Annotated in this window: 12 protein-coding genes, 20 tRNA genes, 1 rRNA gene and 3 pseudogenes; 31 read left to right on the forward strand and 5 right to left on the reverse strand. The window is 42.6% G+C overall.

Features of this window, described 5'->3' with window-relative positions; all coding sequences use genetic code 11:
• Nucleotides 1-119: 119 nt before the first annotated feature.
• The 21 genes from rrf to QNH10_RS10095 all read left to right on the forward strand — a co-directional run bounded on the left by rrf (nucleotide 120) and on the right by QNH10_RS10095 (nucleotide 2,345).
• Nucleotides 120-235 (forward strand): 5S ribosomal RNA (rrf, locus tag QNH10_RS09995).
• Nucleotides 236-350: 115 nt separating this feature from the next.
• Nucleotides 351-426 (forward strand) — tRNA-Val (locus QNH10_RS10000).
• Between the two features lie 22 nt (nucleotides 427-448).
• Nucleotides 449-524, forward strand: a tRNA-Thr gene (locus QNH10_RS10005).
• Nucleotides 525-530: 6 nt separating this feature from the next.
• Nucleotides 531-606 (forward strand) — tRNA-Lys (locus QNH10_RS10010).
• 30 nt (nucleotides 607-636) lie between these two features.
• Nucleotides 637-718, forward strand: a tRNA-Leu gene (locus QNH10_RS10015).
• An 8-nt stretch (nucleotides 719-726) separates the two neighbouring features.
• Nucleotides 727-801: transfer RNA gene (locus QNH10_RS10020), tRNA-Gly, on the forward strand.
• A gap of 9 nt (nucleotides 802-810) precedes the next feature.
• Nucleotides 811-899 (forward strand) — tRNA-Leu (locus QNH10_RS10025).
• A 16-nt stretch (nucleotides 900-915) separates the two neighbouring features.
• Nucleotides 916-992: transfer RNA gene (locus QNH10_RS10030), tRNA-Arg, on the forward strand.
• A gap of 10 nt (nucleotides 993-1,002) precedes the next feature.
• Nucleotides 1,003-1,079: transfer RNA gene (locus QNH10_RS10035), tRNA-Pro, on the forward strand.
• Nucleotides 1,080-1,086: 7 nt separating this feature from the next.
• Nucleotides 1,087-1,162, forward strand: a tRNA-Ala gene (locus tag QNH10_RS10040).
• A gap of 21 nt (nucleotides 1,163-1,183) precedes the next feature.
• Nucleotides 1,184-1,257: transfer RNA gene (locus QNH10_RS10045), tRNA-Met, on the forward strand.
• Nucleotides 1,258-1,264: 7 nt separating this feature from the next.
• Nucleotides 1,265-1,341, forward strand: a tRNA-Ile gene (locus tag QNH10_RS10050).
• A 16-nt stretch (nucleotides 1,342-1,357) separates the two neighbouring features.
• Nucleotides 1,358-1,450 (forward strand) — tRNA-Ser (locus QNH10_RS10055).
• A gap of 199 nt (nucleotides 1,451-1,649) precedes the next feature.
• Nucleotides 1,650-1,723 (forward strand) — tRNA-Met (locus tag QNH10_RS10060).
• 3 nt (nucleotides 1,724-1,726) lie between these two features.
• Nucleotides 1,727-1,802 (forward strand) — tRNA-Asp (locus tag QNH10_RS10065).
• A 50-nt stretch (nucleotides 1,803-1,852) separates the two neighbouring features.
• A tRNA-Phe gene (locus tag QNH10_RS10070) sits at nucleotides 1,853-1,928 on the forward strand.
• A 5-nt stretch (nucleotides 1,929-1,933) separates the two neighbouring features.
• Nucleotides 1,934-2,007: transfer RNA gene (locus tag QNH10_RS10075), tRNA-Gly, on the forward strand.
• A gap of 2 nt (nucleotides 2,008-2,009) precedes the next feature.
• A tRNA-Ile gene (locus tag QNH10_RS10080) sits at nucleotides 2,010-2,086 on the forward strand.
• A 3-nt stretch (nucleotides 2,087-2,089) separates the two neighbouring features.
• Nucleotides 2,090-2,164: transfer RNA gene (locus QNH10_RS10085), tRNA-Asn, on the forward strand.
• 9 nt (nucleotides 2,165-2,173) lie between these two features.
• Nucleotides 2,174-2,264, forward strand: a tRNA-Ser gene (locus QNH10_RS10090).
• Between the two features lie 9 nt (nucleotides 2,265-2,273).
• Nucleotides 2,274-2,345: transfer RNA gene (locus QNH10_RS10095), tRNA-Glu, on the forward strand.
• Nucleotides 2,346-2,390: 45 nt separating this feature from the next.
• On the opposite strand, the gene QNH10_RS10100 is transcribed toward QNH10_RS10095, so the two are convergent.
• Both QNH10_RS10100 and QNH10_RS10105 read right to left on the reverse strand, forming a co-directional pair.
• On the reverse strand, nucleotides 2,391-3,131 hold the full coding sequence (locus tag QNH10_RS10100; RefSeq protein WP_283734477.1) for a TraR/DksA C4-type zinc finger protein: 741 nt from the start codon (nucleotides 3,129-3,131) through the stop codon (nucleotides 2,391-2,393).
• 258 nt (nucleotides 3,132-3,389) lie between these two features.
• Nucleotides 3,390-4,304: a 1,4-dihydroxy-2-naphthoate polyprenyltransferase gene (locus QNH10_RS10105; protein WP_283734478.1), complete on the reverse strand. Its 915-nt coding sequence runs from the start codon at nucleotides 4,302-4,304 to the stop codon at nucleotides 3,390-3,392.
• Between the two features lie 192 nt (nucleotides 4,305-4,496).
• On the opposite strand from QNH10_RS10105, the pseudogene QNH10_RS10110 reads away from it, so the two are divergent.
• The 5 genes and pseudogenes from QNH10_RS10110 to menE all read left to right on the forward strand — a co-directional run bounded on the left by QNH10_RS10110 (nucleotide 4,497) and on the right by menE (nucleotide 10,682).
• Nucleotides 4,497-5,881 (forward strand): annotated as a pseudogene (locus tag QNH10_RS10110) (isochorismate synthase).
• Nucleotides 5,874-7,586, forward strand: coding sequence for a 2-succinyl-5-enolpyruvyl-6-hydroxy-3-cyclohexene-1-carboxylic-acid synthase (menD, locus tag QNH10_RS10115; RefSeq protein ID WP_283734480.1), 1,713 nt, complete (start codon nucleotides 5,874-5,876; stop codon nucleotides 7,584-7,586). The pseudogene QNH10_RS10110 and the gene menD overlap by 8 nt, the downstream one beginning before the upstream one ends.
• Nucleotides 7,561-8,451 carry a 2-succinyl-6-hydroxy-2,4-cyclohexadiene-1-carboxylate synthase gene (menH, locus tag QNH10_RS10120; RefSeq protein WP_283734481.1) on the forward strand — a complete coding sequence of 297 codons (891 nt, stop codon included), beginning with the start codon at nucleotides 7,561-7,563 and terminating at the stop codon, nucleotides 8,449-8,451. Before menD ends, menH begins: the two co-directional genes overlap by 26 nt.
• Nucleotides 8,417-9,235, forward strand: coding sequence for a 1,4-dihydroxy-2-naphthoyl-CoA synthase (gene menB, locus QNH10_RS10125; protein ID WP_283734482.1), 819 nt, complete (start codon nucleotides 8,417-8,419; stop codon nucleotides 9,233-9,235). Before menH ends, menB begins: the two co-directional genes overlap by 35 nt.
• 92 nt (nucleotides 9,236-9,327) lie before the next feature.
• Nucleotides 9,328-10,682: pseudogene (gene menE, locus QNH10_RS10130) on the forward strand (o-succinylbenzoate--CoA ligase).
• 115 nt (nucleotides 10,683-10,797) lie between these two features.
• Here the strand turns inward: menE and QNH10_RS10135 are convergent.
• Together QNH10_RS10135 and yidD are read right to left on the reverse strand one after the other, a co-directional pair.
• Entirely contained in the window at nucleotides 10,798-11,751 is a 954-nt protein-coding gene (locus tag QNH10_RS10135) for a metal ABC transporter solute-binding protein, Zn/Mn family (RefSeq protein ID WP_283734483.1), read from the reverse strand.
• Nucleotides 11,752-11,874: 123 nt separating this feature from the next.
• Entirely contained in the window at nucleotides 11,875-12,105 is a 231-nt protein-coding gene (gene yidD / locus QNH10_RS10140) for a membrane protein insertion efficiency factor YidD (protein ID WP_283734484.1), read from the reverse strand.
• A 94-nt stretch (nucleotides 12,106-12,199) separates the two neighbouring features.
• On the opposite strand from yidD, the gene QNH10_RS10145 reads away from it, so the two are divergent.
• From QNH10_RS10145 to QNH10_RS10165, 5 genes are all read left to right on the forward strand, one after another.
• Nucleotides 12,200-12,649 carry a Dps family protein gene (locus QNH10_RS10145; RefSeq protein WP_283734485.1) on the forward strand — a complete coding sequence of 150 codons (450 nt, stop codon included), beginning with the start codon at nucleotides 12,200-12,202 and terminating at the stop codon, nucleotides 12,647-12,649.
• A gap of 62 nt (nucleotides 12,650-12,711) precedes the next feature.
• Nucleotides 12,712-12,897: a putative motility protein gene (locus QNH10_RS10150; RefSeq protein WP_283734486.1), complete on the forward strand. Its 186-nt coding sequence runs from the start codon at nucleotides 12,712-12,714 to the stop codon at nucleotides 12,895-12,897.
• Between the two features lie 112 nt (nucleotides 12,898-13,009).
• Nucleotides 13,010-13,372: a transposase gene (locus tag QNH10_RS10155; protein WP_283734487.1), complete on the forward strand. Its 363-nt coding sequence runs from the start codon at nucleotides 13,010-13,012 to the stop codon at nucleotides 13,370-13,372.
• 104 nt (nucleotides 13,373-13,476) lie between these two features.
• Complete coding sequence (locus QNH10_RS10160) at nucleotides 13,477-13,857, forward strand: NUDIX hydrolase (RefSeq protein WP_283734488.1); 381 nt, start codon at nucleotides 13,477-13,479, stop codon at nucleotides 13,855-13,857.
• Nucleotides 13,847-14,632: an alpha/beta hydrolase family protein gene (locus QNH10_RS10165; protein ID WP_283734489.1), complete on the forward strand. Its 786-nt coding sequence runs from the start codon at nucleotides 13,847-13,849 to the stop codon at nucleotides 14,630-14,632. Before QNH10_RS10160 ends, QNH10_RS10165 begins: the two co-directional genes overlap by 11 nt.
• Before the next feature lie 83 nt (nucleotides 14,633-14,715).
• Here QNH10_RS10165 and QNH10_RS10170 read toward each other — a convergent pair.
• Nucleotides 14,716-15,218: pseudogene (locus QNH10_RS10170) on the reverse strand (DUF3231 family protein).
• Between the last annotated feature and the right edge of the window lie 185 nt (nucleotides 15,219-15,403).

A 15,403-nucleotide genomic window follows, 5' to 3' on the forward strand; every position in this document is an offset into this window, starting at 1 on the left:
TCCGGTTTTGAACGAACAAGCAACGTTCAACAAAAACTTTAAAAGTTTTTTAAAAAAAGTGCTTGCAAATATCTACAGATTTGGTATAATAAGTATTGTCCTTACAAGAGACAATATAGTCTGGTGACGATAGCGAAGAGGTCACACCCGTTCCCATACCGAACACGGAAGTTAAGCTCTTCAGCGCCGATGGTAGTAGGGGGCTTCCCCCTGTGAGAGTAGGACGTCGCCGGGCAAACCAAATTCATACATAATTGTACAAGCATATATGAGTGAAGTTGAATCATCACATCGCAGCTCCCGTTAAAATTGGGAAAAGCGAGCAGGACAAGGAATCACGATTTTAACATGGAGGATTAGCTCAGCTGGGAGAGCACCTGCCTTACAAGCAGGGGGTCGGCGGTTCGAACCCGTCATCCTCCACCATAATATTTCCAACAAATGATTTGCCGGTGTAGCTCAATTGGTAGAGCAACTGACTTGTAATCAGTAGGTTGAGGGTTCAAGTCCTTTCGCCGGCACCACTTTTAGAGCCATTAGCTCAGTTGGTAGAGCATCTGACTTTTAATCAGAGGGTCGCAGGTTCGAATCCTGCATGGCTCACCATTTTCTTGACTAAGGTCTCGAAATGAATACGCGGGTGTGGTGGAACTGGCAGACACGCTAGACTTAGGATCTAGTGCCGTAAGGCGTGGGGGTTCGACTCCCTTCACCCGCACTTTCAATGCGGAAGTAGTTCAGTGGTAGAATACGACCTTGCCAAGGTCGGGGTCGCGGGTTCGAATCCCGTCTTCCGCTCCACTTTCTTAAGCCGGGGTGGCGGAACTGGCAGACGCACAGGACTTAAAATCCTGCGGTAGGTGACTACCGTACCGGTTCGATTCCGGTTCTCGGCACCAATTTTCTTATAAAGATGCGCCCGTAGCTCAATTGGATAGAGCGTCTGACTACGGATCAGAAGGTTGTGGATTCGACTTCTGCCGGGCGCGCCATTTTAAATCACGGGAAGTAGCTCAGCTTGGTAGAGCACTTGGTTTGGGACCAAGGGGTCGCAGGTTCGAATCCTGTCTTCCCGACCACTTCTTTGGGGCCTTAGCTCAGCTGGGAGAGCGCCTGCCTTGCACGCAGGAGGTCAGCGGTTCGATCCCGCTAGGCTCCACCATATAATTAAAATAGTTTTCCTGGCGGCGTAGCTCAGCTGGCTAGAGCGTACGGTTCATACCCGTAAGGTCGGGGGTTCGATCCCCTCTGCCGCCATCCTAAAGGACCTTTAGCTCAGTTGGTTAGAGCAGACGGCTCATAACCGTCCGGTCGCAGGTTCGAGTCCTGCAAGGTCCACCACTATTTGTATACACACGGAGGAATACCCAAGCCTGGCTGAAGGGATCGGTCTTGAAAACCGACAGGGGTGTTAAAGCCCGCGGGGGTTCGAATCCCTCTTCCTCCGCCATTATTTTTAAACAGACATAGTGGCTGGAAACAAAATAGTAAGCGTAGGATATAAAAATCTTACGAATAACATTATCGCGGGGTGGAGCAAGTCGCATCACGCAGAATGCGATTTGTATAATTTCCTAAAAGGAAATTATAGTTAAGTCCTAAAGCAAGACAGTAAGCGTAGGATAAAAAAATCTTACAACTAACATTATCGCGGGGTGGAGCAGTGGTAGCTCGTCGGGCTCATAACCCGAAGGTCACAGGTTCAAATCCTGTCCCGCAACCAAATGGTCCCGTGGTGTAGCGGTTAACATGCCTGCCTGTCACGCAGGAGATCGCCGGTTCGATCCCGGTCGGGACCGCCATTTCTTTTAAGATACATAGTAACCGAGAAAAATAGTTATGATGTATGATTGGCTCAGTAGCTCAGTCGGTAGAGCAAAGGACTGAAAATCCTTGTGTCGGCGGTTCGATTCCGTCCTGAGCCACCATTCTTGCGGGTGTAGTTTAGTGGTAAAACCTCAGCCTTCCAAGCTGATGATGAGGGTTCGATTCCCTTCACCCGCTCCATGGGGCCTATAGCTCAGCTGGTTAGAGCGCACGCCTGATAAGCGTGAGGTCGGTGGTTCGAGTCCACTTAGGCCCACCATTTTCCGCAGTAGCTCAGTGGTAGAGCAATCGGCTGTTAACCGATCGGTCGTAGGTTCGAGTCCTACCTGCGGAGCCAATTTTATACGGGGAAGTACTCAAGAGGCTCAAGAGGCGCCCCTGCTAAGGGCGTAGGTCGCGAAAGCGGTGCGAGGGTTCGAATCCCTCCTTCTCCGCCATATTTATATGGCCCCTTGGTCAAGCGGTTAAGACACCGCCCTTTCACGGCGGTAACACGGGTTCGAATCCCGTAGGGGTCATTTCATAAAGACAGCCACATCCATTTTAAAGGATGTGGCTGTCTTTTATTTATCTTCTGTATAACTGTCTTTTAGATGATATGGAATATCGCCAATAGGGGATTCAATCCCTTCGTCATCTAGTCTCTCTTCGTATTCTTCGGATAACTCAGACCTGACGTACCCGCGTGCCTCCCCAGTAATATCCGTGCTAACAAAATCCTCCAATTCTTCAGCAGAACCATCAGAGATTTCATCATAGTATAATGTATTATAATTATCACGGTCTCCAGTGAAATCGGATGGTGTTTCAGAAGTACCGGATTTCGCTATTTCTTGAAAGCTGTCTTCACCGTCTCTATGGAGTCCTTCTCTACGATCACGATCAGCAAATGAATTAGGATTTGCCATGATTAATATATCCTTTTCCGATGGTCTATCATTTGGTATATCTTGGTCAGGGCTATGTTCGATGCAGTAGGTTGTATAAGGCAATGCTTCGAGCCGTTCGAAAGGTATTTCACGGTTGCATAATTCACAATAACCATATGTTCCGTCTGAAAGGGCTTGTAATGCATTTTCTGCTTTGTTGAATTCATCGCCTGCATGTACATTCAATGCCATGTCTTTTTGGCGTTCAAAGAGTTCTGTTCCCAGGTCGCCAGGATGATTGTCGTATGATGACAATTCGCCTACAGCATCTCTTTCTGAATTTCTGATATCGGTCTCTTTTTCCGTTTTAGCATATTGTGTTTTCATTTCCATCAATTCTTGTTTAATTATGTTTTTTTGTTGATCGGATAACATATTCAGCACATCCTTTTTTGTATTATCGATAGTATGGACTTTGTGGACGTTTCTCATAGCAATTAAAGTGTTTCCTTTATCAATTCCCTTGAGATAGGATAAGCTAAACCTTGAGTTTTATTATTTAATCGCTCGTTCTTTTCAAAAAGCGCTCGTTTATTCCCACAAGCTCTCATTCTTTCCCTCACCAATACTCAACTAAAACACCCCCGCCAATAAAAAAACAGGCGAGGGTAAAATTCCCCCGCCTGTTAGAGATTAATCAAAAAGAATGCCGACTAAAATTCCAATTCCTAAAAGTAATCCAAAAAGAGTATTTGTTATCGCTGTGTTCTTCATTGCAGGCATGACCTGTAGTGGAACAGTAAATGATCTGAACGTAGATATAGCATTAATGGGTTTCTTAACACTAAGTAATACAAGCAACGCCCATGGTGTTAGGTGACCGAGTAAAATAAGTGCAATGACCCAAATGTAAGAAATGACGAAAAATAATGTAAGTATGGTGATGGCATTGTTTCTTCCGACTAAGATAGCCAACGTTTTTCTTCCGCCTTCTTTATCGCCTTCAAGGTCACGGATATTATTGGACATCATAATTGCAGCGACAAGAAGCATGCTTGGTATAGAAATAAGTACAGCATCTGTCGTAACAGTACCTGTCTGAATATAAAAGGCAATCAGGATCAGAAGCATACCCATGACTACACCTGAAACAAGCTCTCCAAAAGGTGTGTAAGCGATTGGAAGCGGACCGCCGGTATAAAGATAGCCAATCAGCATTGAAATGGCTCCAACGAGTGCAAGACCCCAAGATGTTTGCATACAGATGTAAATTCCGATAAGAACGGATATTGCATAAAGTGCAAGGGCTATGTTTAAAACGGTTTTAGGCTTTACACCATTACGGACAATCGTTCCTCCAATACCGATGGAATGTTCAGTGTCCAACCCAAGTTTGAAATCATAATACTCATTGAACATATTCGTTGCCATTTGTATTAAAATGCTTGCCAAAAGCATGGCGAAAAATAATGGGAAATGAAGTTTTCCGTAAGTCAGCGCGATCATTGTTCCGAGGAAAACCGGAGCGAACGCTGCTGTTAATGTATGCGGGCGTGTAAGTTGCCACCAAATACGCCATCCAGTATCTGCTTTAATAGTATGTTGCAATTTATTCTCTCCTATCCTAATGTTTCCGTTATCCATTGTACTCCAAAATGCATTAAAGAGGTATCCCCTTTGCATTATCTATGCGAGAAACGGGTAAATTCGGTATAATAAAAGTAAGAAATTTATTCTTCATTTAAAATACAGGTTCGGAAGTTGAGCTGCAGGTTGATTGAACATGAAGGAGAGAATATGATGAGTCATAAAATCACAGATGTGCAGAAAAACCGGGAGGTGACGATATCTCCCGCTACACGTTTTTTTACGGAGACTGTTGAAGTGGGGCGTTTATCCGCATTGTCATTTTTTGAAGCCGGCGTGTCCCTTTATAAGAACGAACGCTTTTATTGGCAGAACTCAGATAAAACATTGACTCTTGTTGGGATTGGACATGCTTATACATTATCAAATCAAAAGAAAACGAATCGCTATATGGATATATCGGAAAAGTGGAAGCAATTATGTTCTGTCTTGATAAAGAGGAAAAGGATGTTGATCCTATTCTTTTTGGTGGATTTTCCTTTGATGAAGAAAACCGAAGGAATTCTGAATGGGACGAGTTTCCATCTGCCTTTTTTGTCGTTCCTTCTTTTCAAATGAAAATCGAGGAAGGTAGAACACTGATTTCCATCAATATGATTACGGACAAAAAGGAAGCAGCTGAAGACTTTGAAAGGTTGCGTGAGGAAAGGGACCATCTCATCCATCTTGCCCAGGTTGAGGAATTTGATTTTACCGACTCGAATGCAATTTTATCGACGAATGAGCGAAACAAAGAGCATTATCTAAATGCAGTGGAAAATGTAACAAAATCCATCAGAAATGGCAAAGCCGATAAAGCTGTAATTGCACGTGTAATAGAGCTCCAATTTGAACATGACGTAAATGATGTTAGTGTGCTGCATTCCATATCGAATGAACAGCAAGAGAGCTATCACTTTGGACTTCAAAAGGGAAATTCACTCTTTTTTGGTGCAACACCTGAACGTTTAATAGAAATCCGCGATGGTAAAGCCTATTCGGCATGTGTAGCCGGTTCAATTAGGCGTGGAAAAACGGCAGCTGAAGATCGGAAGCTTGGAGAAGAGCTTTTGGGTGATCGGAAAAATCGTGAGGAACATCAATACGTTGTCGGTATGATTTCGAGTATTTTTGAATCCTATTGCAATGAGGTACGGATCCCTAAAGCACCTAAATTGATGAAGATCAGGGATATCCAGCATCTTTTTACACCTGTTGAAGGAAAACTTGGGCAGGAAGTTGATATCTTTTCTTTCGTAGAAGCTTTACATCCAACACCTGCACTTGGTGGCGTTCCAACGGATGTCGCATTAAAAATTATTGGGGAAGAAGAAGGAATGGATCGCGGGTTTTATGCTGGTCCGATAGGCTGGACTGATGCCGCTTGCAATGGGGAATTTGCAGTAGCCATCCGTTCTTCGTTGATAAAAGAAGACCATGCCTATTTGTACGCGGGAGGGGGAATTGTAGCAGATTCTAACCCTGAGGAAGAATACGAAGAGACATGGGTGAAGTTTAGACCAGTTTTAAGGGCGCTTGGAGGAAAGCTTAATGGATGACCGGACAGTGTTAACAAATCATGTTTTACGAATGACAGATACTTTATTGAAAGCTGGAGTAAAGGCTGCTGTAATTAGCCCAGGCTCACGTTCCACGCCACTCGCATATGCATTTGCAGCTTCAAAAGAACTTCAGACATATATGCAGGTAGATGAAAGATCGGCCGGCTATTTTGCTTTAGGCCTTGCGAAGGCTACCGGGAACCCAGTTGCGCTTTTATGCACTTCCGGAACTGCAGCATCCAATTATCATCCGGCAATCACGGAAGCGTTTTATGCACGTGTGCCTTTAATTGTACTTACTGCTGACCGTCCGCATGAATTACGAGGCGTTGGGGCTCCGCAGGCGATTGACCAATTGAATATGTATGGTAAGCATGTAAAGTTCAGTGTGGATCTTCCACTGGCGGAAGAGAATGAAGAACTTGATTGGTTCTTGGAGCGGCATGTCAATCGTGCGGTTTCAATCGCAATGACGAAACCAATGGGGCCAATCCATTTGAATGTCCCGCTGCGTGAACCTTTACTGATCGATTTTGAAATGAAAGTTGCACAGTCCACATTTATTGAAAGAGTGCATGGAGAAATTGAGCTTTCGACTCAACAAAGGCGGACATTTCAATCGCTATTCGAAAACACAAAGAATGGACTAATCATTGCTGGTGAATTACCCGTCGGATTTGATAAGGAGCGATTCTGGGAATTTGCGAATAAAATGCAATGGCCTGTACTATGTGACCCATTATCTAATTTACGGTCTGAAGTACCGGAAGAATATAGCGATTTATGCATAGCCCATTATGACGCAATACTAAAAAGTGAGAAGTTTGCGGAGGGTGCTGTTCCGGATACTGTTATCCGATTTGGTCCGCAACCCGTATCCAAACCTTTGTCACTATTCCTGAAGAAAGTTCGTCCAAATGTCTTCATAGCTGTTGATGAAGCACCCGAATTCCGTGATTCACTCGGAGTAGTTACACATCATTTACAGGCTTCCCCTGAATCAGTATTTGATATTCCGAGCCAAAGTGAACCGAATGCATATACAGCAATGTGGTCGGCTGCAAATGACCTTACTGAAACAGCGACGCATCAATATGAGGGCCAACTGGGAGATGAAGGGATAATTGTAAAGACATTATTTCAAATGATTCCTGACGGCAGCGATTTATTCTGCGGAAGCAGTATGCCAATCCGTGATGTAGACACTTTCTTTAGTAAGACGAATAAAGATATAGCGCTATTTTCAAATAGAGGGACAAACGGTATTGATGGGGTCGTTTCTACAGCGTTCGGTTTAGAAGCGGCACGGAAAAGGCCTACTTATTTGTTAATCGGGGACCTGTCCTTTTTACATGATGTGAATGGATTGATTGTTTCCAGATTCCATGAAACCAGTTTGACGATCGTCTTGGTGAATAATGATGGTGGCGGCATTTTCTCGTATTTGTCGCAGTCAACTGTGCCGAACCATTTTGAGGAATTATTCGGTACACCTACGGGATTGACGTTTGAGCATATCGGGGCTATGTACGATGCGCAGTATGCCGCAGTAAATACAGTTGAAGAGTTCAAAGAGGAAATCCAAAAGGATAAAACAAAGCCGGTCCGGATCATCGAAGTATTTACAAGCAGACCTATTAATGTCAAGGCTCATCGCGCATACTGGGCTGATGTAGTTGAAAGGCTCGATGGAAATGAATGATGACTGCAGCATTCAAATCCGTGGACTCTCCATCCATGTCGAAATGGAGGGGGAGCCGCATCTTCCGACAATCATTTTTCTACATGGTTTTACAGGATCTACAGCTACGTGGCGTGAGGTCAGAGAACAATTTAGAGGAAGTTACAGGACTGTCTCGATCGACTTGACTGGGCATGGAAAAACAACAATTCCCGAAAATCCAGAACGATACTCGATGGAGGAGCAGATTGAAGACCTGAACGAACTTATTGAACAGCTTTCAATCCAATCTTTTTATTTGGTAGGCTATTCGATGGGCGGGCGAATCGCCTTGGGGTATACGATAAAGTATCCTGAGCATGTGCGTGCTTTAATTCTTGAAAGTGCATCGCCAGGATTGAAGGAAGAGCTTGAAAGAGAACAACGTAGAAATGCGGATGCATTGCTTGCAAAGAAAATCACCGAAAATGGCATTACCTCTTTTGTCGACAAATGGGAGAACATTCCTTTATTCGAATCCCAAAAAAGCCTTTCAGAGAAGAAGCGGCAAGACGTCAGGACTGAACGGCTTCAGCAAAGCGAGATAGGACTTGCAAATAGTCTTTTAGGGATAGGAACAGGAAGTCAGAAATCTTATTGGGATGAACTTGAAACGCTTAACACCGCGGTTTATCTCATAACCGGAGAGTTTGACGCGAAATTTGTTGCGATTGCCCGGGAAATGAAGAATCTTGTAGAAAAATGTCGACACTCTATCGTTCCAGAAGTAGGACATGCAATTCACGTGGAAAATCCAAGTATCTTTGCTACAATGATTAAGGAGTATTTACACCAATTGAAGGAGGAAGAAAATGACACGTCAATGGGAAACAATCCGTACATATGAAGATATTAAATACGAAAAGTATAACGGCATTGCGAAAGTGACGATCAACCGTCCAGAAGTTCGCAATGCATTCCGTCCTAAAACAGTAATGGAGTTAATCGATGCTTTTTCACGAGCACGGGATGATAGCAGCATCGGAGTCATCATACTGACAGGAGAAGGCGAAAAGGCATTTTGCTCAGGAGGAGACCAATCTGTCCGTGGACATGGAGGGTATGTCGGAGATGATGAAATTCCGCGTTTGAACGTCCTTGATCTACAAAGATTGATCCGTGTAATTCCGAAGCCCGTCGTTGCAATGGTTGCGGGCTATGCAATCGGCGGAGGACATGTACTGCACGTCGTATGTGATCTAACGATTGCCGCAGACAATGCTCGATTTGGACAAACAGGTCCGAAAGTCGGTTCATTTGACGCTGGCTATGGCTCGGGTTACTTGGCTCGCATCGTCGGCCATAAAAAAGCGAGAGAAATTTGGTTCCTATGCCGCCAGTACGATGCTCAGCAAGCATTGGATATGGGCCTAGTTAACACGGTTGTTCCATATGAGCAATTGGAAGATGAAACAGTACAATGGTGTGAAGAGATGCTTGCAATGAGCCCAACAGCGCTTCGCTTCATCAAAGCCGCCATGAATGCAGATACTGACGGTCTTGCTGGTCTTCAACAAATGGCAGGGGATGCAACATTACTTTACTATACAACGGATGAAGCGAAGGAAGGAAGAGACGCATTCAAAGAGAAGCGTAAACCTGACTTTGGCCAATTCCCGAGATTCCCTTAATCATTTGATCAATAATGGGATAAAAATTTTAAAGCTGCCTTTGAATGGCAGCTTTTTTATTGAGGTGAAAAAAATTGATACCTAATTGGTTGTTGAAAAGATCCAGCCTGACACCAAGTCGGACAGCCCTTTCATTCTGTGGGAAACAATGGACGTTCCAAGAACTGAAACAAGAAGCCGATTTAATCGCGAGGAAATTAAGGATGAATGGTTTAGAAGAAGGTGATCGGATCGCCTTATTAGGACCATCCAATCCAGATATGGTGTTTGTTATACACGGCTGCTTACTAGTGGACTTGAAATTGTCATGCTGAATAGCAGATTGTCCACAAAAGAGATTTTATGGCAATTAGGCGATGCAAATGCATCCCTATTAATCGTTGAGGATGAACTATTAAGACAAACAAAGATTCAAGATGTCCCAATGATTACGTTTTCGTCCCTTCAGTCAAGCGAGCAACGAGATTTCACCATTTCTAAAATGTGGAATGGCTCGAGAACAATTACAATCATGTATACGTCAGGAACAACGGGATTTCCGAAAGGCGTCCGTCAGACAGCAGGTAACCATACATCAAGCGCACTATCATCCGTATTGAATTTAGGTTTGACAGAAGAAGATAGCTGGCTTTGCACAATGCCCTTATTCCATATCAGCGGTTTTTCCATTCTTGTGAGATCGGTCATTTACGGGATGGAAGTGAAGCTTTACGAGAAATTTGATACAAAGACGATCGTCGATGAGATTAGGAATGGTACAGCAACAAGAATGTCAGTTGTTGCGACAAGTTTACGGCGCATCCTTGAGGAGTTCGAAGAAACTGAAACTGTGGCTCATCCTACTTTCCGGACGATGTTAGCTGGAGGAGGACCCGTGCCGGACGATTTCCTCAGAAGAGCCGAAAGCCGTAAGTTACCAGTATTACAAACGTACGGAATGACCGAAACAAGCTCACAGACGGCTACGTTATCTTCGGAAGATGCTTTGCGTAAATCCGGATCTGCAGGCAAACCACTCTTTTTTAACCAAATTAAAATCAGAGATACTGAACAACCGGGAGAGTTAGGTGAAGTTCTTATTGCGGGTCCCCATGTAACTCCTGGTTATATCGGACACGCTGTAGATAGGGATCCATTAGAGGATGGTTGGTTGCCAACTGGTGACATCGGGTATTTTGACGACGAAGGATATTTATTCATCGTTGATAGGCGATCGGACTTAATCATTTCTGGTGGAGAGAATATTTATCCGGCAGAAGTGGAAAACGCTTTGCTTAGCCATCCACTGGTAAAGGAAGCGGGTGTGTGTGGTCAAAGCCATCCAGTATGGGGCAGTGTGCCAGTCGCCTTTATTGTTTTAAGTGGAGATGTTGCTGAAGAAGAATTGGACATGCACTGTGGGAATTACTTGCACGATATAAGATTCCTAAAGCTTATTATTTTGTAGATCAGTTGCCACGCAATGCATCGAATAAATTATTAAGACGTGAATTAAAAGAATGGGCTTCTTTGAAATAAATTATAAATGCCACCAACGTTTTTAGACGAAGGTGGCATTTAAATTATTTTCCGGAAAGAGCTTGTTCAAGAACACGTAAGTTACGTTCCATTAGCGTAAAATACGTCTCATTGTTCTTTACATCTTCTTGTGTAAGAACACCTAAATTATGGAGCGTCAATGATTCGGCGCCGATTTCCTTTCTGACGACTTCAGTCAGTTTGGATGATACATTTTGCTCGAATAAGATATAGTGAATCTGTTCTTCTTTTGCTTGCTCAACAATTTGTGTAAGTTGTTTTTGCGAAGGCTCGCTTTGTGAGTTCAAACCTGCTATCGCTACTTGAGTTAAACCATATTCATTGGCGATATAGCCAAATGCAGCATGGGAGACAAAAAAGGTTTTTGTTTTCGCATTGGCTGACAATTCCTTGAAACGTTCATCGAGTTCTATTAAATCGTCTTCCAATAAGCTGAAATTCTTGCTGAAGCTTTCTTCTTGATCGGGCATTTTAGCGATAAGCGACTCTTTTATTGAAGCTGCCAATTCGATACTTAGTTTAGGAGAAATCCAAACATGGGGATCGAAATGTCCATGATCGTGATCTTCATCTTCATGTTCTTCATGTGATCCCTCTTTTAATTGATCGTCCGAAATAGAATTCCCGGTTGCCACCAATTCAACATGCTCACCCTTTAACGTCTTTTGAGCATTCTCAACAAATCCTTCCAAACCGAGACCTATGTAAAAGAACAAATCTGCATCAGATAGGGCTATCATATCTTTTTGTGTAGGGTCGAATGAATGTTCATCTGCTCCAACAGGGTAAATGGAATGGACATCGACAAATTCTCCGCCAATCCGCTCCGTGAAGTATTGTAGGGGATAAACGGTAGTATACACAGATAGCGTGTTTCTGTTTTTCGTTTCTATCGCGCCATTATCATCCTTGTTCCCGCATGCACTAACTAATAATGTAAGAATGAGCATGAGGGGAATGAGTAATTTTTTATTCATAATAAAATTTCCTCCGTCACTAACTGTAATCGTTCCGATTTATAATGCTTTCTTATAATACAAGAAGAATGGGATTTTAGCAAGAACAAAGAAACAGCCCAGTTCGTGTTGTTAGTGATGTTGTCAATTCTCTTTGTTAATCCTTTCAGGCACTGGGTCAAACCCGCCTTCATGAAATGGATGGCATTTTGAAATTCGACGTATCGCAAGCCAAGAACCTTTCATTGCACCATGTTTTTGTATTGCTTCAACACCATAGTGGGAACAAGTAGGATAAAAACGGCAGGTTGGCGGAGTTAGTGGAGAGATTATTTTTTGATATATTTTAATAAGGCCGATCAATATTGTTTTCATTTTAAAGGCTCCTTCATTTGCATATATGTTTAGTTTATTTGTTCCGGTGGTAAATTAACAGGGAGAAGCATTATAAATGAAAAGAGGTTTTTTCATGACTAAAGAATTAATAGAAGAACTGAATGTACAAGTGTCTACATGGTCGGTCATGTATGCAAAATTGCATAATTATCATTGGTATGTAAAAGGGAAACAATTTTTTACGCTCCATGAAAAATTTGAAGAGCTTTACAATGAGGCAACGGCTCATATGGATGAGATTGCCGAAAGGATTTTGACACTTGGAGGCAATCCGACAGCGACCTTAACGGAGCATTTGGAGCAGTCTGTCGTTAAAGAGGCGAAAGGCAACGAACAAGCCGAGGAAATGGTGAAGACGATTGCTGACGACTTCGGTAAAATTATGAAGTCGTTGAAGAAAGGCATGGATGTCGCTTCGCAAGAGGGTGATGATATGACGGAAGATATATTGAATGCAACCTACCAAAGCATCGAAAAGCATCAATGGATGTTGAATGCATTCCTTGGTGAGTCGAATAAATGATAGGAATGTCTTGAATTATCGACTATTTCTCCGATAAAGTAATATGTAAGGAGGAATGGGCAATGAACATAAATTCTATCATGGCAAGCCAATTGAGAAGTCTACAATCGACTGTTCAAATGAGCGTCATGAATAAAGCGTTATCCATTAACACGGCGGCGGTGACTGATATGCTTCAAAGTATGGAGGATCAACCTTCTGCTGCCCTGCATCCTCATAAAGGGATGTCCATCGATGTGAAGGCATAATTAATGAGCACGGATTCCTATTAAATTTATAGGAGTTCGTGCTTTGTTTTCATTTACATGCATTGTTTGACAGGAGTGAACCATACTAATAAAAAAAGGATGGGACATTCACATGGATAATGATAAAGTAAGGATGTATGTTTCAATTGCTAATCAACAAGTCTATTCGCATAAAGATGATTCGCCTTGGGAATATGAAGTAGAAATGAGCAGAGAGTTTCTTCCTGTTTTTAATCAATTATTTTCACAAATAGGGCGTTTGGAGTTCAGTAATCTACTCAGAGGCCATTCGCGGCCATTTTTCCAGTATCATTATGATCGGGATAACCATGACATTGATCTTAGAACGATGAAATTGTATGCGTTAATTCATGAATTTACGGATGATGAGACGAAGAAGTTCATCGAGAAATTGCCTTACTTCACAAGGGGCAATCCGAAGATAACATCGGCTCCCGTTCAACCATTTAGTTGACTGAAAGGACGTGAAGTCATATAACTACAACATTTAAGGACCTACGAGGTGCACATGTTGAGCTAACTTTCGGAGAAAACCGCTTTGGAATGGAAGCCCGACATGTGCTTATTGTTTTAAAACATAATGGTAAATGGCTATTAACCCGCCATTCAATCCGTGGAATAGAATTCCCGGGCGGCAAAGCGGAAGAGGGAGAGTCAATCGAAGAAGCGGCAATCAGGGAAACGATTGAAGAGACTGGTGCCACGATAACCGATTTAGTGAAGTTCGCGGAATACGTCGTTATGAGTAATGTGACATTTTGTAAAGCGGTGTTTACCGGAAAAGTCTCGATGATTGATGAAAATCCGACGTTGTTTGAAACGGAAGGCGCTTTATGGATGACTGCTGAGGAATTAAATGACTGTAAGGAGTTAAGTTTTCATATGAAAGATGCTGGTATGGTTGAAATTCGTAAGTGGGTGGAAACGTATGTACAATAACGGGGCTATTTTACATAGAAGAGAGTATCCTTCGCCGAATCCCCACGTCCGCCTTGAAGAAATTACGTATTGGTCGGACGGCTTCAAAGTAAAAGGATTGTTAGCTGAACCGATTGTTGAAGGGCAATATGAAGGAATCATTTATTTACGCGGCGGCATTCAACATGTCGGAATGGTTAGACCCTCCCGAATTGCACAGTTTGCTTCACAAGGCTTCGTTGTGTTCGCACCTTACTACCGTGGAAACAGAGGCGGGGAAGGGCGAGATGAGTTTGCTGGAGATGACCGACAAGACGCAGTAAATGCCGTTGAAGTGTTAAAGCAAAGCACAAGTGTAAATAAGGAAAGAATTCATCTCTATGCCTTTTCTCGTGGTGGAATTATGGCGTTATGGACAGCCATCATAAGGGAGGATATTACATCCGTTGTTACATGGGCTGGAGTTTCAGATGTCGTTTTTACATACAATGAACGAAAAGATATGCGCCGAATGATGAAGCGAGTCATCGGTGGCACTCCTAATAGTATGCCTGATGCTTATCGCGAGCGTACTGCATTGTTTAGGGTTGATGAAATAGATGCTCCAGTGTTAATTATACATGGAATAAAGGATGATAATGTTTCATTCGAACAGGCCGTATTATTGGAAAATGCATTAAGGGAACATAATAAATCATATAAGACTTGGTATTTTCCAGAGTATACACATTACTTTCCTGCCCTGCACAATGCTCAAATTGTAAGAGACTTATGCAATTGGATGAAGGAACAATAAATTAGAAATCCCCTCCAGAGAATATCTCTATAGGGGATTTTAAATATAAGCAGCTGAATTTTATTTCAGCTGCTTTTTCCTAGTTATTTGGAATGTACGTTGAGGGGTGGAGGGATGATCCATCCTTTTTTCTTATTAAGCTCTAATAATTTTGCACCGAACATAAGACGATCGGCATGGAATTTGGCGAACATCATCGCGATATCTTCACGTAAGCATTGACCAAGGACCTGACTACAGGAAACAAGTCCTTGCCCTACGTTAATGGATACCGCACCACTTATTTCTGGATCCATAAATCGTGCACCTATAGGAATCTCTTCTGCATTCGCCTTAGCACGTTCAGGCAATGATGGAGGAGGAGTCACTCCATTATCCTTTAACACCTTGTCCACAGCTTTATTCTCGGCTTTCATCATTTCAATGGCTTCCCTTAATAGTTCAATCAGATCCTCATCGCCGGCATGGTTGATGAATGCTTCATAACCACTGATCAATCCTTTATTTGCTCCGAATATGCCCAACAACCAATTACCTCACCATAATGCATTGGCTCGTCTTTAGGATTTCCGCTTAAAATGCCCATTTTTTCTTCCCTCATTTCTTCATGTTTTCCATTAAATCATGGATCATTATTTAGTATGTGAATGAAATGCATTCCTATTCACTTTCAATCAATTGGACAATCGTTAACTTCTTTTGTAAAAAATAAAAAATGCCAAGAAAAACGTATTGTTTTTCTTGGCATATATGATACTAATAGAAAGCTTT

The sequence above is a fragment of the Sporosarcina thermotolerans genome (genome assembly GCF_030067815.1).
GTDB lineage: Bacteria > Bacillota > Bacilli > Bacillales_A > Planococcaceae > Sporosarcina > Sporosarcina thermotolerans.